General features: G+C 70.0%; 18 protein-coding genes. 9 read left to right on the top strand and 9 right to left on the bottom strand.

Annotated features, from left to right (window positions below; genetic code table 11):
• Nucleotides 1–45: 45 nt before the first annotated feature.
• Nucleotides 46–558, top strand: a complete 513-nt coding sequence (locus tag FHP06_RS09325) for a COG4315 family predicted lipoprotein (RefSeq protein ID WP_147686099.1) — start codon at nucleotides 46–48, stop codon at nucleotides 556–558.
• A gap of 21 nt (nucleotides 559–579) precedes the next feature.
• Here the strand turns inward: FHP06_RS09325 and FHP06_RS09320 are convergent, their stop codons facing one another.
• Nucleotides 580–2,160: a M4 family metallopeptidase gene (locus FHP06_RS09320; RefSeq protein WP_230973461.1), complete on the bottom strand. Its 1,581-nt coding sequence runs from the start codon at nucleotides 2,158–2,160 to the stop codon at nucleotides 580–582.
• A 169-nt stretch (nucleotides 2,161–2,329) separates the two neighbouring features.
• On the opposite strand from FHP06_RS09320, the gene FHP06_RS09315 reads away from it, so the two are divergent.
• Nucleotides 2,330–2,902: a TetR/AcrR family transcriptional regulator C-terminal domain-containing protein gene (locus tag FHP06_RS09315; protein ID WP_147686096.1), complete on the top strand. Its 573-nt coding sequence runs from the start codon at nucleotides 2,330–2,332 to the stop codon at nucleotides 2,900–2,902.
• 20 nt (nucleotides 2,903–2,922) lie between these two features.
• On the opposite strand, the gene FHP06_RS09310 is transcribed toward FHP06_RS09315, so the two are convergent.
• Together FHP06_RS09310 and FHP06_RS16020 are read right to left on the bottom strand one after the other, a co-directional pair.
• The gene (locus FHP06_RS09310) at nucleotides 2,923–4,380 is read right to left on the bottom strand and encodes a GuaB1 family IMP dehydrogenase-related protein (RefSeq protein ID WP_147686094.1); all 1,458 of its coding nucleotides are present in this window, start codon (nucleotides 4,378–4,380) and stop codon (nucleotides 2,923–2,925) included.
• Between the two features lie 20 nt (nucleotides 4,381–4,400).
• Entirely contained in the window at nucleotides 4,401–4,562 is a 162-nt protein-coding gene (locus tag FHP06_RS16020) for a hypothetical protein (RefSeq protein ID WP_187271870.1), read from the bottom strand.
• A 75-nt stretch (nucleotides 4,563–4,637) separates the two neighbouring features.
• Here FHP06_RS16020 and FHP06_RS09305 point away from each other — a divergent pair, with 75 nt between their 5' ends.
• On the top strand, nucleotides 4,638–5,411 hold the full coding sequence (locus tag FHP06_RS09305; RefSeq protein WP_147686092.1) for a class I SAM-dependent methyltransferase: 774 nt from the start codon (nucleotides 4,638–4,640) through the stop codon (nucleotides 5,409–5,411).
• Nucleotides 5,412–5,552: 141 nt separating this feature from the next.
• On the opposite strand, the gene FHP06_RS09300 is transcribed toward FHP06_RS09305, so the two are convergent.
• Nucleotides 5,553–6,272, bottom strand: a complete 720-nt coding sequence (locus FHP06_RS09300) for a methyltransferase domain-containing protein (protein WP_147686090.1) — start codon at nucleotides 6,270–6,272, stop codon at nucleotides 5,553–5,555.
• Between the two features lie 62 nt (nucleotides 6,273–6,334).
• Here FHP06_RS09300 and FHP06_RS09295 point away from each other — a divergent pair, with 62 nt between their 5' ends.
• On the top strand, nucleotides 6,335–7,051 hold the full coding sequence (locus FHP06_RS09295) for a Fic family protein (RefSeq protein WP_147686088.1): 717 nt from the start codon (nucleotides 6,335–6,337) through the stop codon (nucleotides 7,049–7,051).
• Here the strand turns inward: FHP06_RS09295 and FHP06_RS09290 are convergent.
• Nucleotides 7,048–7,986, bottom strand: coding sequence for a class I SAM-dependent methyltransferase (locus FHP06_RS09290; RefSeq protein WP_147686086.1), 939 nt, complete (start codon nucleotides 7,984–7,986; stop codon nucleotides 7,048–7,050). The genes FHP06_RS09295 and FHP06_RS09290 overlap by 4 nt on opposite strands.
• Nucleotides 7,987–8,087: 101 nt before the next feature.
• Here FHP06_RS09290 and gmd point away from each other — a divergent pair, with 101 nt between their 5' ends.
• From gmd to FHP06_RS09275, 3 genes are read left to right on the top strand one after another with little or no spacing between them, the layout of a single operon-like run.
• Entirely contained in the window at nucleotides 8,088–9,068 is a 981-nt protein-coding gene (gmd, locus tag FHP06_RS09285) for a GDP-mannose 4,6-dehydratase (RefSeq protein WP_147686085.1), read from the top strand.
• On the top strand, nucleotides 9,065–10,063 hold the full coding sequence (locus tag FHP06_RS09280; RefSeq protein WP_187271869.1) for a GDP-mannose 4,6-dehydratase: 999 nt from the start codon (nucleotides 9,065–9,067) through the stop codon (nucleotides 10,061–10,063). The genes gmd and FHP06_RS09280 overlap by 4 nt, the downstream gene beginning before the upstream one ends.
• Nucleotides 10,064–10,072: 9 nt before the next feature.
• Complete coding sequence (locus FHP06_RS09275) at nucleotides 10,073–10,840, top strand: class I SAM-dependent methyltransferase (RefSeq protein ID WP_222706436.1); 768 nt, start codon at nucleotides 10,073–10,075, stop codon at nucleotides 10,838–10,840.
• Between the two features lie 252 nt (nucleotides 10,841–11,092).
• Here FHP06_RS09275 and FHP06_RS09270 read toward each other — a convergent pair whose 3' ends face one another.
• Nucleotides 11,093–12,331 (bottom strand): acyltransferase family protein, encoded by a 1,239-nt coding sequence (locus tag FHP06_RS09270; protein WP_147686081.1) that lies wholly within the window; start codon nucleotides 12,329–12,331, stop codon nucleotides 11,093–11,095.
• 119 nt (nucleotides 12,332–12,450) lie between these two features.
• Here FHP06_RS09270 and FHP06_RS09265 point away from each other — a divergent pair, with 119 nt between their 5' ends.
• On the top strand, nucleotides 12,451–13,782 hold the full coding sequence (locus FHP06_RS09265) for a lipopolysaccharide biosynthesis protein (protein ID WP_147686079.1): 1,332 nt from the start codon (nucleotides 12,451–12,453) through the stop codon (nucleotides 13,780–13,782).
• Between the two features lie 34 nt (nucleotides 13,783–13,816).
• On the opposite strand, the gene FHP06_RS09260 is transcribed toward FHP06_RS09265, so the two are convergent.
• Genes FHP06_RS09260 through FHP06_RS09250 form a run of 3 tightly spaced genes read right to left on the bottom strand, consistent with a single transcriptional unit; the run spans nucleotide 13,817 to nucleotide 17,852 of the window.
• Nucleotides 13,817–15,028, bottom strand: coding sequence for a glycosyltransferase family 61 protein (locus FHP06_RS09260; RefSeq protein ID WP_147686077.1), 1,212 nt, complete (start codon nucleotides 15,026–15,028; stop codon nucleotides 13,817–13,819).
• Complete coding sequence (locus FHP06_RS09255) at nucleotides 15,025–16,407, bottom strand: O-antigen ligase family protein (protein ID WP_147686075.1); 1,383 nt, start codon at nucleotides 16,405–16,407, stop codon at nucleotides 15,025–15,027. The genes FHP06_RS09260 and FHP06_RS09255 overlap by 4 nt, the downstream gene beginning before the upstream one ends.
• On the bottom strand, nucleotides 16,404–17,852 hold the full coding sequence (locus FHP06_RS09250) for a polysaccharide biosynthesis tyrosine autokinase (protein WP_147686073.1): 1,449 nt from the start codon (nucleotides 17,850–17,852) through the stop codon (nucleotides 16,404–16,406). The genes FHP06_RS09255 and FHP06_RS09250 overlap by 4 nt, the downstream gene beginning before the upstream one ends.
• Before the next feature lie 319 nt (nucleotides 17,853–18,171).
• Here FHP06_RS09250 and FHP06_RS09245 point away from each other — a divergent pair, with 319 nt between their 5' ends.
• The gene (locus FHP06_RS09245; protein ID WP_147686071.1) at nucleotides 18,172–19,137 is read left to right on the top strand and encodes an NAD-dependent epimerase/dehydratase family protein; all 966 of its coding nucleotides are present in this window, start codon (nucleotides 18,172–18,174) and stop codon (nucleotides 19,135–19,137) included.
• Nucleotides 19,138–19,140 lie beyond the last annotated feature (3 nt).

Here is a 19,140-nt window from a genome sequence, read left to right as displayed (position 1 = left end):
TGGATTGCGGTCAATCCCTTTCTCCTGCCCCCGCGTACCACGGCCATGACCAAGCGACTCCTCGCCATCCTCAGCCTCACCGCCACGATCGCGCTCGGCCTCACCGCCTGCGGGTCGGACTCCTCCGGATCGGACGACGCCGGCGCCCCGGCCAGCTCCGCCCCGCAGGACCCGTCGACGATCGCCGTGGCCGACTCGTCGCTCGGCGACATCCTCGTCGACGGCAGCGGCCGCACGCTCTACCTCTTCGTCCACGACGGCGACAACACCGCGTCGATGGACTGTGACGCCACGTGCAAGGCGCAGTGGCCCGTCGTGAAGGGCAAGCCGACTGCCGGCGACGGTGCCAACGCGAGCCTCATCGGCACGACGACGACGGGGAACCAGGCCACCTACGCCGGTCACCCGCTGTACTACTACGCCGGCGACAAGGCGGCCGGCGACGTGAACGGGCAGGGAGTGGACCAGATCTGGTACGTGCTGGACGACAAGGGTTCGGTCGTCAAGAAGGAGCCCGCGGAGTCCGACAGCGACGGCGGATACTCCGGCGGTTACTGACGACCGAACCCTTGCCGTGGCTCAGCCGACGCTCACCGCGCTCCAGGCGGCCGCGACCGCGTTGCGCTGGGCGCTGCTTGCCCCGTAGAGGTCACTGGCAGCGTTCAGCGTGGCGGTGCGAGCACCGGCGTAGTTGGTGCTCGACGTCATGTAGACCGTGAGCGCGCGGTACCAGATCGCCGCGGCCTGGGCCCGGCCGATGCCGGTCACCGTGGAGCCGTTGCAGGTCGTCGAGCTGTGCGCGACCCCACCGATCGTCTTCGCTCCCGACCCTTCGGCCAGCAGGTAGAAGAAGTGGTTGCCGATGCCGGAGGAGTAGTGCACGTCGACGTTCTTGGCGTTCGTCGACCAGCAGCTCAGCGAGTCACCGTCGCTCGCCGGGTTGTCCATGCGGCGGAACCCGGTGTGGTGCGCGAGGTCGAACTCCTCGCCGATGAGGTAGTCGCCCGGGTCCTGGCTGTTGGCCGCGAAGAACTCGACCATCGTGCCGAAGATGTCGCTGGTGGCCTCGTTGAGACCGCCGGACTCGCCGGAGTAGGTCAGACCGGCGGTGTTCTCGGTGACGCCGTGCGACATCTCGTGGCCCGTGACGTCGAGCGAGGTGAGCGGTCCGTAGCCGGAGCCGTCGCCGTCGCCGTAGGTCATGCGCTTGCCGTCCCAGAACGCGTTCACGTAGTTCTTGCCGTAGTGGACGCGGTTGTACGAGCCGGCGCCGGTGCCGAAGATGCCGTTGCGGCCGAACGTCTGCTGGTAGTAGTCCCAGGTGACGTTGGTGCCGAACTGCGCGTCGGCCGCGGCGGACTCACGGTTGCTGTTGGAGCCGGTGCCGAAGTGGGTGTCGGTGCTGGTGAACAGCGTCTCCTTCGGGCAGCCGAGGCCGAGCAGCGTGCACAGGATGTTGTCGGTGCCGTTGTTGACGTCGACCGTGTAGGTGCCGCCGCGCGTCGGGTCCTTCAGCTGGTACGACGACCCGGACTGGGTGAGGCGCAGTGGGACGAGACCGCTGTACAGCGTGTTGCCGTCACCATCGACGGTCTGGATGCGCTGCTCGCTGCGGATGACCTTGCCGGAGCGGGCGTCGACGTAGTTGTCGATGCGGCTCGGGGTGCCGTCCTTCTGCGCGCCGCTGACGGTGACCCGCCAGGCGAGGCGCGGGGTGGCGGTGGTGGCGTCCACGACGAGCTCGGGCTTGGAGTCCTTGCTCGCCTTGACCTTGGCCGCGGCCTTCGCGGCCGTGACCTCCGGTTGCGCGGACAGTGTCAGGTCCGCCTTCAGCGTTTGCGAGGATCCCTCGAACGCGCCGTTCGCGGACTGGTGGACGACGAGGTCGCCGCCGATCACGCGGAGCCCCTGGTAGGTGCGGCGCATGCGGACGTGGGTCTCGCCGGTGGAGTCGGCGAGCGCGTCCGTGACGACGAGCTTCTGGTGGGCGCCGACCTTGGTGCGGTCGGCATGGTCCCGGGCCTTCGCGATCGCCGAGTCGGCCCGGGAGCCGTCCTCGGAGATCTGGCGAGTCTGCGTGGCCGGGCGGTCGCTGGGCGCCGCGGACGCCGACTGGATCCCAGCGGCGGTGGCGGCCAGCGCGGTCAGGGCTGCGGACACAGCCCACCCCTTGGTTCTGCGCATCGTGATGTTCCCCCTATGTGACGCGTCGCCGCGAAGACGTCCCCCGAGGCATCCGCGTGTCGGGCAGCCTAGGGGACCGGGCCCGTGCCGACTAGGGTCCGAATCCCTGGCTCAGGTGAACGGTGTTCAGGTAGCGTGCGGCGTCATGAGCCACTCCCGGTCCGACGTCGTCGAGCACGCGCTCGACGTGCTCGACCGGTACGGACTGGCCGACCTGTCGATGCGCCGCCTCGCCGCCGACCTGGACGTCAGAGCCAGCGCCCTGTACTGGCACTTCCCGAGCAAGCAGGCCCTGCTCGCCGCAGTGGCCGACGAGGTGCTGCGCCGCGGCGACCGTCCGGTCGACGGCTCCTGGGAGGACCAGGTGCGCGGCTACGCCCACGCGCTGCGCGACGCCATGCTGGCCTACCGCGACGGCGGCGAGCTGGTGGCGGCCGCCCACGCGTTCGGGCTCGGCGAGGTGGATCCCGGCGCCCGGCTCGAGGAGATCCTCGGCGACCCGGTGGCGGCCGCCACGGTCCTGTACTTCGTGCTCGGCCACGTCACCGACGAGCAGCTAGCCCTCCAGGCCGGAAGCGCCGGGGCGATCGACGACGACCCGCTCGCCCGCGCCGACACGTTCGCCGACGGCCTCGCGATCGTCGTGGCGGGGATCGCCGCTCAGAACGTCCTTTCGACAAGCTCAAGGACCGGGGCTCACTCAACCACCGGTCGTTGAGCCTGTCGAAACGACGGTGACTACCAGCTGGCGTGGAGGGGGCGGCCCTCGTCGTAGCCGGCCGCGCTCTGGACGCCGACGACCACGCGGTCGGCGAACTCCTCGAGCGTGCGGGCGCCGGCGTAGGTGAACGACGACCGGACGCCGGCGGTGATGGCGTCGAGGAGGTCCTCCACCCCGGGGCGGGCCGGGTCGAGGTACATCCGCGACGTGCTGATGCCCTCCTCGAACAGGGCCATGCGGGCGCGTTCGAAACCGGCGGCGTCGCGGGTGCGGTTGGCCACGGCGCGTGACGACGCCATGCCGAACGACTCCTTGTACGGGCGGCCGTCGGTGTCGTGCCGGATGTCGCCCGGGCTCTCGTACGTGCCCGCGAACCAGGAGCCGATCATGACGCTGCCGGCGCCGGCCGCGAGGGCCAGGGCGACGTCGCGCGGGTAGCGGACGCCGCCGTCGGCCCACACGTGGCGGCCTTCGGCGCGCGCGGCCTCGGCGCACTCGAGCACGGCGGAGAACTGCGGCCGACCGACGCCGGTCATCATCCGCGTGGTGCACATGGCGCCCGGTCCGACGCCGACCTTCACCACGTCCGCGCCGGCGGCGATCAGGTCGCGGGTGCCGTCGGGGGAGACCACGTTGCCCGCCGCCACCGGCACGCGACGGCCGGTGCGCTCGGCGTGGGCGTCACGCGCCGCGACGACGAGCGGAAGGGCCTCGAGCATCTTCTCCTGGTGACCGTGCGCGGTGTCGACGACGATGACGTCGATCCCGAGGGCCAGCAGGGCGTCCGCCTTGGCGCGGACGTCGCCGTTGATGCCGACGGCGGCACCGACGACGAGGCGGCCGTCCGCGTCGACGGCCGGCGTGTAGATCGTGGAGCGCAGCGCGCCGGTGCGGGTGACCACGCCGGCGAGAAGACCCCCGTCGAGCACCGGCGCGATCCCGATGTGCGACCCGGCGAGGGCGTCGAAGTACTCGCGCGCCTCCAGCCCGGCCTCGACCGTGAACAGCTCACCGCTCATCACCTCGCGCACCTGGGCGAAGCGGTCCATCTCGGCGCCGTCGCGCTCGGTGACGATGCCGACCGGCTTGCCGTCCTCGACGACGACGGCGGCGCCGTGCGCGCGCTTCGACAGCAGCACCTGGGTCTCGCCGATCGTCATCGTCGGGTCGACGGTCACCGGCGTCTCGTAGAGCGTGTGCGAGGCCTTGACCCGGGCGACGGTGGAGGCCACCACGTCGATCGGGATGTCCTGCGGGATGATCGCGATGCCGCCGCGGCGCGCGATGGTCTCGGCCATGCGACGACCCGAGACCGCGGTCATGTTGGCGACCACGATCGGGATCGTGGCGCCGGTGCCGTCGGAGGTGGAGAGGTCGACGTCGAACCGCGACGTGACGTCGGAGCGGCCCGGCACCATGAACACGTCGTTGTACGTGAGGTCGTGCGCCGGCTGCAGCCCGTTGAGGAACTTCACCGGGCAAGTCTACGGAGGTTTCAGGCGGTGCGGCTGCTCGCGACGGGGCGGTCGACGAGGAACGCGATGCCGCACTCGCGGCACACGCCCACCTCCGCGGTGGTGGCATCGGGGAAGTCGATCTCGCACTCGCAGGTCCCGCACACCAGGGCCAGCCCGAGGTCGACCAGTGACTCGCTCATGCCTTCTCCTTCCTTCTCTCGCAACGGTAGGAGAGAGTGCCGACGAATCCCGCAGACACGCCCTACACTGCTGCGGTGAGCGAGCGCACCCAGGGCCAGGACCACGACTGCGTCATCTGCGGCACCCGGATGCAGCACTTCGAGAACGGCACGGTGCTCGATCGCTACGAGGTGGAGTTCCACCTCTGCCCGTCGTGCGGCATCATCACCGCCCCGAACCCGTACTGGCTCGACGAGGCGTACGACAGCGCCATCTACGACGGCGACGCCGGCCTGCTGCGTCGCAGTCGCCTGCTCGCCACGGTGACGTCGCTGCTGATCCGCAGCGAGCGGCTCGGCAGCGGCCGGTTCCTCGACTGGGCCGGCGGCTACGGCACGCTCACCCGGATGATGCGCGACAAGGGCCTCGACTTCTACACGTTCGACCCGTACGCCAAGAACGTCCTCGCGCCGGGGTTCGACGGCGACGAGCTCGACTCGTACGACATGGTCACGGCGTTCGAGGTCATGGAGCACCTGGTCGACCCGGCCGAGGAGCTCGCCAAGGTGGCCGCCGCGAACGACCGGATGTTCTTCACCACGATGCTGCACGACCCTGCGGCGCCGCCGAAGCCGGACGAGTGGTGGTACTACATGCTCGGCTCCGGCCAGCACATCGCGTTCCACACCCGTCGGTCCCTGGAGATCCTGGCGGAGCGGCTCGGCTACCAGCTCACGACGAACGGCGAGAACTACCACCTGTTCCACCGTCAGCCGGTCCGCCGCAGCACGAAGGTGCTGCTGTCGGACCAGATCGCCAAGCGCCGGGCCATGGTGCGGTCGCTCGTGCGCCGCGCCGCGCCGATATAGGGGTCAGACGAGCCTGCATCCGCCTCGTGGTCTCGATACACGCCCAGCTCGCTGGCGCTCGCGAACGCACTCGACCCCCGAGACGCACCGCTCGATGATCGAGTGCATGCGAGCTCTGCGAGCAGGTGTATCGAGATGTTCCTAGCCGAGCTCGATCAGCGTCGCGTCCGGCGGAGCCTCCTCGCGGGCGAGGTTCTCCTTGACGACGCGTGCTCGCAGGCAGTGCGTCTGGTGGCGCAGCCGCAGGGTGCCGGTCTGGGCACCGTAGGACGTGAACAGCTCGTGCACGCGCGCCATGGCGTCGTCGCCGACGGACGGGTGCTTGGTCTGCTCGGCGAAGCGCAGCAGGCCGGCGAGGTCGAGCTCCTCCCAGGTGCCGAACTCGTTGGTCTCCGGCTCCTCGAACAGCCCGCTGGCGGTGAACGTGTCGGCCGGGGTGTGCGCGGGGGACCAGTCGCCGACGATCTCGCGCAGCTTGCGCATCCAGGGGATCGAGCTGTCGTACGTGCGGGTGACGGTGGAGAGCAGGCCGCCGGGCATCAGCACGCGGGCGTACTCGGCGAGCGCCACGGGCGCGTCGCGCAGCTCGGGGGCGATGACGACGTCGAACACGTCGGAGATGAACGGCAAGCGCTCGCCCTGGCTCTTCACGTACTGGATCTCGGGGTGGCGGACGCCGGTGACGTCGTCGCCCGCGATGACCACCTCGTGGCCCTGGTCGGCCAGCAGGTACGCGAGCGAGCTGTCACCCATGTGGAGCACGCATGAGAGCCGCTCGCCGACCATCCAGGTGGCGGTTCGCTCCGCGCCGGTCCGTCCGCCGGGAGCGGCTTCTGTGCTCAGGACACCGGACTCGTTCATCACGTCGCAGGCTACCGGGACACCCTCGGAAGACCGGGGACGCGCGCCGATACGCTCACCCGGTGAGTGACCCGTTCCTGGCCGTCCTGTCGCTCGAGGGCGTGCCCTCGTCCTACTCGGCCACGCGCGACGGCATCGACGCCCTGCTGCGCGACCGAGGCCTCCGGCAGACGACGCCCGAGGACACGGCGCGGTCCCTGCTGCTCGGCGCCGCCGCGTCTGCGTCGCTCGAAGGCAGCGGCGTCGACGCCGACGCGCTCGCGGCCGGCGGGGGCGACACCACCGCCCGCGCAGCCTTGCACCTGTCGACCGAGCTGCTCGGCCTGTTGTCCACCTGGCGCAAGGCGCCGCTGCAAGCCATCGCGCGGCTCCACGCCATGGCCGCGGCCGGATCCGTGCCGGACGACGAGCTCGGCCGCCCGGCCAACCCCATCGGTGCCGACCGCCTGAACGAGCTCGCCCGGATGCTCGTGCAGCCCACCGAGGCGCCCGGCCTGGTCGTCGCCGCCCTCGTCCACGCCGAGATCGCCACGTGCGGTGCGTTCGCGTCGCACGCCGGCGTCGTGGCTCGCGCCGCCGAGCGGCTCGTGCTGGTGGAGCGCGGCATCGACCCCGCGTCGGTCACCGTGCCCGAGGCCGGTCACGCCGCCGTGCCCGACGGCTACCGGTCGGCCCTCGCTGCCTACGCGCGCGGCGACAGCCCGGGCGTGCACCAGTGGCTCAACTACGCGAGCCAGGCGTTCGCCCGCGGAGCCGAGGCCTCGCCGCTCGCGTCCTAGGCGTCGAGCGGGCGGCGGGCGTAGACGTCGAGGACGTTGCGGAAGAACAGGTCGCGGTTCAGCAGGCCGTCGATGGGCTTGGCGAGGCGCTGCTGCCACGTCTCCCCGAAACCGAGCGAGCCGAGGTAGCTGGCGGTGGTGAGCGTGTAGCGGACGTGCGGCTCGACGGCGACGACCTCGAAGCCGAGGCGTTCGAGCTGGGCGCGGATGCTGTCGGCCGTGTGCAGCACCATGTGGTGCATCGCCAGGCGCCGGTCGGTGATCTTGGTCATGCGGCCGCGCGTCCAGTCGTGCGCCTTCATGCCCATGGTGTCCATGGCCGACCAGCGCGGGGTCTGCAGGTACATCAGGCCGCCGGGCTTGAGCACGTCGAAGACGTCCTTCAGGAGCTGGTCGCCGTCGGGCACGTGGGCGAGCACGCACCACAGCGTGGCGACGTCGTGCTCGCCGGCGTCGTCGATCTCCGACAGGTCGCCGAGCAGGAGCTCGATGCCGCTCTCGCCCGCGAGGTCGACCGCGCCCTGCGAGAGGTCGTTGCCGGTGGGGTGGAAGCCGCGGTCGCGCGCCATCGAGAGGAACGAGCCTGCGCCGGCGCCGACGTCGAAGATGCTGCGGCCCTCGGAGCCGCCGACGAGGGACTCGATGCGGTCGAGCACCTCGGCGTGGTCGTGGTCGAGCTGGCCGGCGCGGGTGATGTCGACCCAGTCGGCGTACATGTCGCGGTCGTACGTGGTGGCGAACTCGGCGAGGGCCTCCAGCTTCGGGCGTGTGGCCATGCCGTGCAGCCCGCAGACCGAGCACTCGTAGATGACCGAGCCGCTCTTGCGCGACGTCGGGTGGTGCTCGATGGCGGTCGACAGGCAGGCCTCGCAGCGAGGCTCGACGGCGAACTCCGTGAACAGGCTGCCGGCGCGCTCGACACCGCTCGACTCCATGGATCCTCCAGCTCTGGGGTGGCGGGCCGACGGCCCACGCAATCATACGTGGCCGATATGCTCGTGCGGCCGTACGGACAGCACCGACCGAAAGTTCTCACATGAAGCGCGCGTTCATCACCGGGGTCACCGGACAGGACGGTTCGTACCTGGCCGAGCTCCTGCTCTCCAAGGGCTATGAGGTGCACGGACTCGTGCGACGGTCGTCCTCCATCAACCGCGGTCGCATCGACCACCTCCGCGACGACGCCGAGACGTCGGCCCGCTTCCACCTGCACTACGGCGACATGACCGACGGGGTCAGCCTCACCAACCTGATCCACGCCATCGAGCCGGACGAGGTCTACAACCTGGCGGCGCAGAGCCACGTGCAGGTGTCGTTCGAGCTGCCCGAGTACACCGCGTCCACCGACGGCATCGGCACGATCCGCCTGCTCGAGGCCATCCGGGCGTCCGGGCTCGACTGCCGCTTCTACCAGGCGTCGACGTCGGAGATGTTCGGCTCCACGCCGCCGCCGCAGGTCGAGACGAGCCCGCTCGCACCGCGCTCGCCGTACGGCGCCGCCAAGGTCTTCGCGCACTGGGCCACGCTCAACTACCGCGAGGCGTACGGCATGTTCGCCGCGTCGGGCATCCTGTTCAACCACGAGTCGCCCCGCCGCGGCGAGAACTTCGTGACCCGCAAGATCACCCAGGCCGTCGCCCGCATCAAGCTCGGCCTGCAGGAGTCGCTGGTGCTCGGCAACATCGACGCCGTGCGTGACTGGGGCTATGCGCCGGAGTACGTCGAGGGCATGTGGAAGATGCTGCAGCACGACGAGCCCGACACGTTCGTCCTCGGCACGGGCGTCGGCACGAGCGTGCGCGACTTCTGCGACCTGGCGTTCTCGCACGTCGGGCTCGACTGGCAGGACCACGTGAAGCACGGCGACCAGTACGAGCGGCCGAACGAGGTCGACGGCCTGATCGCCGACCCCACCAAGGCGCGCGAGGTGCTCGGCTGGACCACCACCACCGGCGTCGCCGAGCTGGCGCGCCTGATGGTCGACGCCGACCTGGCGGCCCTGGAAGGCACTGCGTGAGCCGCACCGCCCTGATCACCGGAGTCGCCGGCCAGGACGGCACCTATCTCGCCCGTCACCTCGTCTCCCTCGGCTACACCGTCGTCGGCACCACGATGCCCGGCGCTCCGCACCCGCTCCGTCCGTACCTGCCGGAGATCGTGCTGGAGGAGCTCGACCTCCGCGACACCGCCGACCTCCGTCGGCTGGTCGAGCAACACGCGCCCGACGAGATCTACAACCTCGCTGCGATGACACAGGTCAACGAGTGCTGGGCCAACCCGGCGCTCGCGCACGAGGTGAACGCGCACGCGGTCGACCGCATGCTCGAGGCGGTCCACGAGCTGGCCCCGGAGACGCGAGTGCTGCAGCCGTCGACGTCGCAGATCTACGGCACCGCCGCGCCGAGCCCGCAGGACGAGACCACGCCGCACGACCCGCGCAACCCGTACGCGGAGTCCAAGAGCCTGGCGCACCGGTCGGCGGTCGAGCGCCGCGAGCGTGACGGGCTGCCGGTCAGCGTCGCGATCCTCTACAACCACGAGAGCCCGCTGCGCGGTCCCGAGTTCGTCACGCGCAAGATCACGCGCGCCGCGGCGGAGATCGCCGCCGGGAAGCGCGACCGCATCACGCTGGGCAACCTCGACACGTCGCGCGACTGGGGCGCGGCGACCGACTACGTCGTCGCGATGCACGCGATCCTCCAGCACGACGAGCCGATGGACTTCACCGTCGCCACCGGCACGCTCCACTCGCTGCGCGAGCTGGTCGACGTCGCCTTCGGTGCTGCCGGTCTCGCCGACCCGTGGTCGTACGTGCAGCACGACGCCGACCTGCTCCGCCAGGCCGACACCCCCGGCCTCCTGGGCGATCCGACGCGCATCCGGGACACGCTCGGCTGGGAGGCCACCACCTCGTTCGAGGCGATGGTGGAGGAGATGGTGCGGGTCGACGTCGCCAGGATCGAGTCGGGAATCGAGGAGACTTCCGCCTTCTTGAGCACGTCTGATGCGTAGGGTGTCCCCGTGACCGAGACGGACCAGCAGTACACCCCGCACCCGACGCTGACGCACCTCTACCCGGAGGTCACCGCCGGCGGATACAGCCGCATGGACGGCAGCGTCGACTTCTACACCCGCATCAACGCGCTCGTCGACGAGGACAGCCGTGTGCTCGACTTCGGCGCCGGCCGCGGCTGGTGGGCCGTCGAGCCGATCGCTCCCTTCCAGCGCCGCCTGCGGATGCTGCGCGGCCGCGTGAAGGAGGTCGTCGGCACCGACGTCGACCCCGCCGTCACCACCAACCCGTCCCTCGACGAGGCGCATGTCGTCGAGCTCGGCGCGCCGCTGCCGTTCGAGGAGAACACCTTCGACCTCGTGATGGCCGACTTCGTGCTCGAGCACATCAACCGCGAGGACGCCCAGGACGTCGCCAACGACGTCATGCGCGTGCTCAAGCCGGGCGGCTGGTTCGCGGCCCGCACGCCGTTCAAGTGGAGCTTCGTGGGCATCGGCGCCCGGGTCATCCCGAACCGTCGGCACGTGCAGCTGCTCAAGAAGCTGCAGCCCGACCGCCTGCCCGAGGACGTCTTCCCGGTCCGCTACACCATGAACACGCGCAGGGACATCAAGCGCTACTTCGCCGGCCACCACGTCGTCGTGTACGGCCAGATCTGCGAGCCCCAGTACGCCGGAAAGTCCCGGCTCGCCTGGCGCGTCGCCGCGTTCATCGAGCGCCTGCTGCCGCAACGCATGGCCGCCTCGCTGATGATCTTCGTGCAGAAGAAGGACTAACTAATCGCCGCTCCTGGTGTCGGTTTACCAGGTTCAGTAGGCAAGCTCGCACTCCTCACGGCACATCTGCCCTGAGGAGTGCTGAATTGCCTTGGAAGGTGACGGCGGCAGTGGGCCGGCTCCGGTCCTCCTTGCTCGGATCGTCGGACTCTCGTGACGTCAGTGGGCAAACTTGCACATCTCACGGCAGATCTGCCGTGAGATGTGTCGGTTTACCCACTGAACCTGGTAAACCGCGACGAGGTCGAAGGGCTATGCAGGTTTCGCGTCGGGCTGGGCCCGGTCGGTGCGCCGCTTGCGGCTCATGGCCGGCAGCTCGACGAGCCGGTACGTGATCGCGCCGAGGATCAGCGACGGGATCGCCACGGCCAGCCACGCGACGATGACGCCGCCGTTGCCGTCGTAGCGGAGCTCGTCGCCCCAGTGCTTCAGCAGGAACAGCAGCACGGGGTAGTGCCACAGATAGGTGCTCAGGCTGATCTCGCCGGCGATGCGCGGCGGCGCGGTGTCCATGACCTTCACGAACCAGCGGCACGCGGCGTCAGCGCCGGACATCTGGGTGAGCACGATGCCGGCGGCGAACGCGATGCCCATGAACGTCGTGAGCCGCTCGCCGCGGCCGAGGATCACGACCATCACGGCGCACAGCGCGATCGCGGTCCAGCCCCACCGGTGCAGCCGCTTCATGGCGGTGGGCGACATCGACTGCGACGTCACGAGCAGCGCGGCGGCGATCATGCCGACGCCGAACAGGTCGCACTGCACGAGGGTGCTGCGGTCGAAGACCGAGTTCCAGGTGGTGAGCGGCTTGACGTCGTGGCCGTCGTTCCACGCGATCGCGATGATGCGGCAGGCCACGCCGACGACGAAGAGCAGGATGCCGGGCACGAGCGCGGCGAAGACGCGGCTGCGGCGGCGCGCCACGAGCACGCCGATCCAGCCCATCAGGGGGAGCAGGACGTAGAAGCCGATCTCGGTGACCAGGGACCACGAGACGCCGAGACCGGTGTAGGCCGTCGACGGGCTGTAGTTCTGGATCAGCAGGACGTTCGTGATCAGCAGCACCGGGTCGGTGAGCCGGCCGAGGCCCTCGAGCGTCGGGGCGTCCTTGTCGACGACGGTCAGCCCGAAGCCGAAGCCGACGATCGCCAGCACGACGAGGTACGCGGGCCACACGCGCAGGACGCGGTTCCGGTAGAAGTCGTAGGTGGGCGGGTTCGGCCGGTCCTTGATGATGGCCGACGCGAACGGCCGGTAGAGCAGGAACGCCGACAGCACGAAGAAGAACGTCAGCGAGTAGGACAGCAGGCCGACGGCGGCGTTCTGCGCACCGGTGTAGATGCCCGACCCGTCCGCCCGCAGCGGCGGGAAGAAGATGATGGCATGGGCCGCGATGATGCCCAGCAGAGCCGTGCCGCGCATGCCGTCCAGTCCGGCCAGTCGACGCCCCCAGGAGGGTGCCTGCACGGGAAGGATCTCGTTCTCGCTCATCGTCGCTCTTCTGCTCGCGGTCACCGTCGCAGGGAGTCTATGCGGAACTGGCCGCTGACCTGGCACGCATCGGTCAAGTTCACGGGTAGTGTGGCGCCGCACTCGACGTCAGGGGACGCATGAACCAGGGCTCGGCCGTCGGCCGCCTCACGCACCGCCTTCGGGCTGGAGGTCTGCGTGCCATCGTCTCCATCGCCCTCGCGGGCGTCGGGGTGCAGGTCCTGACGTTCGTCTCCGGCCCGATCGTGGCCCGCATGCTCGGGGCCGACGGACGAGGCCTGATGGTGCTCGTCATCGTCGTCGCGTCGCTGTGCTCGGCGTTCGGGGTCGGCGGGCTGCCGGCCGCGGCGTCGCACGCCGTGGGTGCGTCCGGTGCCGCCGCGCGCGACGCGGCGCGCGGCCTGATCGGCCGGTGGACGCTCGCCATGCTCGGTCCCGGCCTCGTCGCGGGCATCCTCACGGCGATCGTCGTGCGGCACGAGGACGAGTGGCTGCTGCTGTCCGTGCTGGGTGCGGCCGTGGCCTACTTCCAGTGCCTCAACTACCTGGCGCTCGCGCTGCTCCAGGGCGAGGGCGCCATCCAGCGGGTCAATTCGGCTCGCCTCATCGGCATCGCCGCCTACGTCGCGGCGGTCGTGATCATCTTCGTCGCGGTGCCCACCGAGCACGCCCCGACGATCCTGGCGATCTACGCCGCGTCGCTCGCCGGCGGCAGCGTCCTCGGCTGGTGCATGCTGCGCAAGCCCACCGGCGACACGTCGCTCGCCGTGCCGTCGTCCGAGGTGCACGCGTTCGCGCGCCGGGCCTGGACCACTGGCCTCAAGCCGCTCGACGCCCTCGGCCTCGACCAGCTGCTCGTCGGCGTCGTCCTCGGGCAGGCCGCACTCGGCATCTACTCCGTGGCCGTCTCGGTCACCAGCCTGCCGCTCGTGGCGCTGAACGGGGTCGCGCTCGCCCTGCTGCCGAAGCTCGCGAGCCTCGAGCCGGGTGACTCCATCGGCGTCATGCGCCGCTGGGTCCTCGCGTCGGTCGGCCTGGCCGCCGCCATGGTGCTGGGCATCGAGATCGTGCTCGGCCCGGCGATCCGGATCTTCTTCGGCGACGAGTTCGAGCCGGCCATCGGCCTGGGCCGCCTGCTCGTGATCGCGTGGGCGTTCCTGGCCCTCCGCCGCGTCCTCGCGGCCGCCGCGCAGGCGCAGGGCCGGGTCGTCGCGGCGTCGGTGGCGGAGGGCGTCTCCACGGTGCTGCTGGCCGTGCTCGCCTACGTCGGGATGAAGGCCGACGACCTCGACGGCGTGGCCTGGGCGATGATCGGTGTCAGCGTCTTCTGCTGCGCCTGGCTCGCCGCGGTCATGACGTGGCGGCACGACAGCGCGGACTCGATCCACGCGCCGGAGGCCGACGAGCTCGAGCCGCCGGTGACCGACACCGTCGAGCACCGCCTCACCTAGCGGCGGGGGTGCCGGGCCGTGGGCGGCAGATGACTCAGCTCTCGAGGAGCTCGTCCACCGCGCGGATGAGTCGCTCGGCGTCCAGGTCGATGTCGTCCTGGATGACCGTGAGCCAGTCGTCCGGGTCGATCTGGGGACGGTCGGCAACGAGGTAGCGGTAGTCGGCGCCCTCGATGCTGTCGGTGATGGCCCAGAAGCAGTGCTTCACGTAGGTGGGCGCGAAGACCTCGAGCACCTTCACGCCCGGCGAGGCGAACACGAGGTTGGTGAGCGCTCCGCCGTGGAGGCCGACGATGACCTCGGCGGCGGCGAAGTGGTCGATCTGGTCGCGGACGCTCATCGAGCCGGGGTCGAGCCGGGTGAACCCGCGCTCCTCCAGCAGCGGCCACGCCTCGGCCTCGGACTCCAGCCGCCGGGTGTGCCTGGCGCCGCCGCGGGTGACGTAGATGCGGCGCGGCTTGCCGGTGACGTCGCCGGCCGGCAGCTGCTTGCGCACCCAGTCGACCATCCAGCGCGGCGCGACCTCCAGCGGGTTCGGCGGCGACGGGACGAGCAGACGGCTCGCCCGCACCGCACGGTTCTTGCCGGTCTCGACGACGGGGTAGCGGTCGAGGCCGGTGAGCTCGAGGAGCTGGCGCTGGTACGGCTCGGTGGTGGGCAGGTAGAGCGCGTCGGGCTCGACCCCCGGCATGGTCTCGGCGAAGATGCCGAAGCGCGGGAGGACGTCGAAGAGGAAGTGGTAGTAGCTGTAGCCGCCGCCGCGGGTGGCCAGGGCCAGCAGGGTGCCGTCGAACGGCTCGATGGCGGGCAGCCGGGGACGCAGGAACAGCGGGTGCTCGCGCCAGTCGTCGATCGAGAAGTACGGGCTGGTCTCGAAGTCGAACAGCCCGCCGGCGGTGATCGTCGCGCCGTAGTCGCCGACGACGACGCCGTCAGTGAGCTCGGCGGTGAAGCGCGACGGCACGGCGAAGCTCGCGACGGACGTGTACGCCGGGTGCCGCGGCGGAGCGCCCTCCGGGACCGGGCGGCGCAGGTGCTCGGCGGAGTCGGACCCGTGGACCGTGACGGTCTCCGGCTCGGCGGACGCGGTGAGCATCGTGCGGTCCGTGCCGTGGCGCGGGAGGCCGCGGGCACCGAACAGGCCGGAGAGCCGGCGGAAGATGATCCCCGACGTGCGGGCACCGAGACGGTGCAGCCGTTTCGCGAGCGGCCAGAGCGGCTCGAGGGGTCTGGGCAGCCGGGTCATGTGATGCGGCGGAGACGTGCCGAGTGCCGCGGCTCCGGCCCGGGCGGCGGCTCGTCGTCCTCGAGCACGTCGTCGGGCCCCATGCGGCCGATCGTCGCGCCGATGAGGCTCACCGCGAGCATGATGCCGACGTAGCGGCTGCCCAGGTTCGGCGTGATGGGACCGACGACGATGTAGGCGACGGCGGGGTACGCGAGCAGGCGGTACGGCTGACGGCCGGTGAACAGCGGGATCGCGAACGCCCAGAGGATGAGCATGAACGCGACGAACCCGACGACGCCGACGCAGGTGAGCACCTGCATGTAGATGTTGTGCGCCAGGAAGGTGTCGAACTCGTACCCGGCGCCGAAGATCGGATGTTTCTCGAACACGTGGAACGCGTCCATCAGCCCGTCGATGCGGGCCTCGTCGGAGCCGCCGGAGCCGCTGCCGCCGAAGAGGCGGGCCAGCGCGTTGGAGCCGCCGTTCTGGTCCAGGATGCGCTGGAACATCGCCATGCCGATGACGCCCAGGAAGGCGACGACGTAGGCGGCCTTGAGCGAGCGCTCGAGCAGCGGGTACAGCACGACGAGGATGGCGAGGACGAGCAGCGACGCACGACTGCCGCTGATCCAGATGCCGTAGATGAGGATGAGCGCGGCCGGCCCGGCCATCCACCGGTACTTCCTCTGCACCGAGACCATGAGGAACGGGATCACGCACAGCGCCAGCAGGGACGCGTAGCCGAACGCGGTGGGCTGCTCGGTGAGGCCCTTGTAGCGGCCGTTGCCGAGGGTCGGGCCCTGCAGGACCGCGTACACGACGTTGAAGCACTGGCCCAGTGGGTAGGCGGCGACGATCCAGAACAGCTTGCGGCCGCGCGGCGCCCACCAGGCGAAGGCCAGCGGCATCAGGATCGTGGCCGCGGTGACGCGCAGGTTGAGGTCGATCGACGCGAACGGCACGGGCACGCGGAACGACACGATCATGCCGAGGGTGAAGAAGACGAGCGACCCGACGCCGAACTGCCACGGGACCCACAGGTGCTTCCGGACGATGATCGGGAACAGCAGCGAGAACCCGACGACGCAGCAGAAGTCCGCGGCGGTGACGATGCTCGCGCCCGGCAGCACCACGGCCGTCATCGGAGCGGTGAACATCGCCAGCCAGATGACGCAGGTGCCGAACTTCTCCATGCCGAGCACGAACAGCAGCGTGGCCAGCACGATCATTGCGCCGGCGATGATCGCGTAGGTCATGCCCTTGACGCCGAGCGGGATGAACAGCAGCAGGCAGAGCGCCACGAAGGCGTACGGCAGCCCCTTGTTCCCGAGCGGTGGAGGCCCGACGGGCGTGGTGTCGATCTCGCGCTGGTCAGGCGCGGGACGACTGATGGTCATCGTCGAACCCGACGCCCCGCGCCGCTCATGACACCGCCGGACGACGCCTTGCGATCGGACTCGACCGACTTCGGAGCGGTCGGCACCTCGCCGTAGCCGTACCCGTAGCCATAGCCGTACCCGTAGCCGTAGCGACCGAGGGCCTTGCGCGGCGTGCGGTTGAGCACGGTGCCGAACAGGCGGCCACCGACGGTCTCGATGCGGTTGACCGCCTGGCGCAGCTGCTCACGCGTGGTGGAGCCGAACCGGGCGAGCAGGAGCGCGCCGTCGACCTCGGTCATGAGGATCGCGGTGTCGGCGACGGGCAGCATCGGCGGGGCGTCGACGATGACGACGTCGTAGCTGGCACGCAGCGTCGACATCAGGTCGCGCATGGCCTGGGTGTCGAGCACCTCCGACGGGTTCGGCGGACGCGGGCCCGTGCCCAGGAAGCTCACGCCGCTGACGTGCTCCTGCGTGGCCTGCTCGAGCGTGGCCCGGCCGAGCAGGACCGAGATGGCACCGACCGAGTTCTCCAGGCCGAGGATGTCCGCGACGTTGGGGTTGCGCATGTCGGCGTCGAGCAGCAGCACCGAGCGGCCGCTCTTGGCGATCGAGATGGCGAGGTTCGTGGCGACGAACGTCTTGCCCTCGTCGGGCACGGCGCTCGTGACGACGATCATCTGCCGGGTGGCGTCGAGGTTGGCGAACTGCAGGTTCGTCCTCAGCACCCTGAACGCCTCGCCGAGCGATCCGTTGCCCTCCTCGATGCTCAGGGGTTGCTTCTTCACCTGGGCGTCGTACGGCAGCGTGGCCATGAGGGCGTTGCCGGTCATGGTCTCGACGTCGTCGCCGGTCTTGACCGTGGTGTCGAGGAGGTCGCGCAGCACCGCGCCGGCGATGCCGATCAGGAAGCTGAGCATGAGGCCGACGCCGAGGTAGAGGTAGATGTTCGGCGCGACGGCGTTCTTGTTGAGCGACGCCTTGCCGGCCACGCGCGCGATGATCGGCGCGGGGATCTCGGTGTCGCTGGGCGTCTCCAGGTTCTTGACGAGGCGGATGATCTCGTCGGCCTCGACGGACGCGATCTGCTGCGCGAGCTCCGGGGAGCTGGCCTTCGTGTCGATCTTCAGCAGCAGCGTGCCCGTCACGACCGAGGTGCTGATCTTGCCGCGCAGCTCGCCGGTGCTCATCTTGATGTCGAGACGGTCGGCGACGCGCTGCAGGACCTCGCTGTCGGTGGCGAGGTTCGCGTACGACTGGGCGCGCTGCCCGGCCGTGAGCGTGCCCGAGTACGTGTCAGCCGCGCCGGTAGCCGGCGTCGAGATGAACAGCGTCGTGGTGGACGCGTACGACGGGGAGGTCTTGAGGAGGAGTCCCGTGGTCAGAAGTGCGCCGACGCCGATCGTGACCACGACGAACTTCCAGCGGGCACGGATGATGCCCAAGAATTGACGCAGATCCACGAGTTCCCCTCATGTCGGTGACGCGGCCGTTGCACGCGGCCGACGATTGTGTGGTGTGAGTGTATGCGCGATGGCGTCCGTCTTCGGCCCACTTGGGCCGGATGGCCGGGCGTTTCTTGCCCCGCAGCACGCATCAGGATAAACGAGCCGGTCACACCTGAGGTCACGCACCTGGGTGTTCGTCCAACCTCCTGCCGAACGCTGGACGCGTGGCCTAGGATTCCCTCACGGCGGGGTATCTCGCCGCGCTCGTGCCGAGCGCAGACATCGACGGGTCACCTTCTTCTCGGGCGCCCCTGAATCGGAGGTTGAGATCGACATGACCGTACTCGTGACCGGTGGCGGCGGCTTCATCGGAGGACACCTGGTCGGACGGCTCCTCGAGGACGGCTACGAGGTCCGGTCGGTCGACGTGAAGGGTCTCGGCGAGTGGCACCAGGTGCACGACGGCGCGGAGAACATCGTCGCCGACTGCTCCGACCCGGTCGACGCTCACAAGATCGCCGAGGGCACCGAGGAGATCTACAACCTCGCGGCCGACATGGGCGGCATGGGCTTCATCGAGAACAACAAGGCCGAGTGCATGCTGTCGGTGCTCACGAGCACCAACATGCTCGTCGCCGCGCGCGACGCCGGCACCCGGCGCTTCTTCTACAGCAGCTCGGCCTGCGTCTACAACGGCGCCAAGCAGCAGTCCGCCGACGTCACCGCCCTCAAGGAGGAGGACGCCTACCCCGGCGACCCCGAGGACGGCTACGGCTGGGAGAAGCTGTTCAGCGAGCGCATGGCGCGGCACTTCCGCGAGGACTACGGCCTCGAGACCCGCGTCGCCCGCTACCACAACGTCTACGGCCCCGAGGGCACGTACGAGGGCGGCCGTGAGAAGGCTCCGGCCGCGCTCTCGCGCAAGATCGCCCAGGCCAAGCTGAGCGGCGACCACACGATCGAGGTCTGGGGCGACGGCGAGCAGAGCCGCAGCTTCATGTACATCGACGACTGCATCCGCGGCACGCGCGAGATCCTGGCCGGCGACAACGTCGAGCCGGTCAACCTCGGCAGCGCCGAGCTCGTGACCATCAACCAGATGATCGGCATCCTCGAGGAGATCGCCGGCATCAAGGTCGAGAAGAACCACGACCTCACCGCTCCGCAGGGCGTGCGCGGCCGCAACAGCGACAACACGATGTTCCGCTCGATCTACGGCTGGGAGCCCTCCATCTCCCTCGCCACCGGTCTCGAGGCCACCTACCGATGGATCTACGACCAGCTCGTCGCTGCATCCTGATCC

This window comes from Aeromicrobium terrae (assembly GCF_008039565.1).
Lineage (GTDB): Bacteria > Actinomycetota > Actinomycetes > Propionibacteriales > Nocardioidaceae > Aeromicrobium > Aeromicrobium terrae.
Note: the sequence above shows the minus strand (reverse complement) of the source record. Positions and strands in the feature narration are given on the sequence as shown.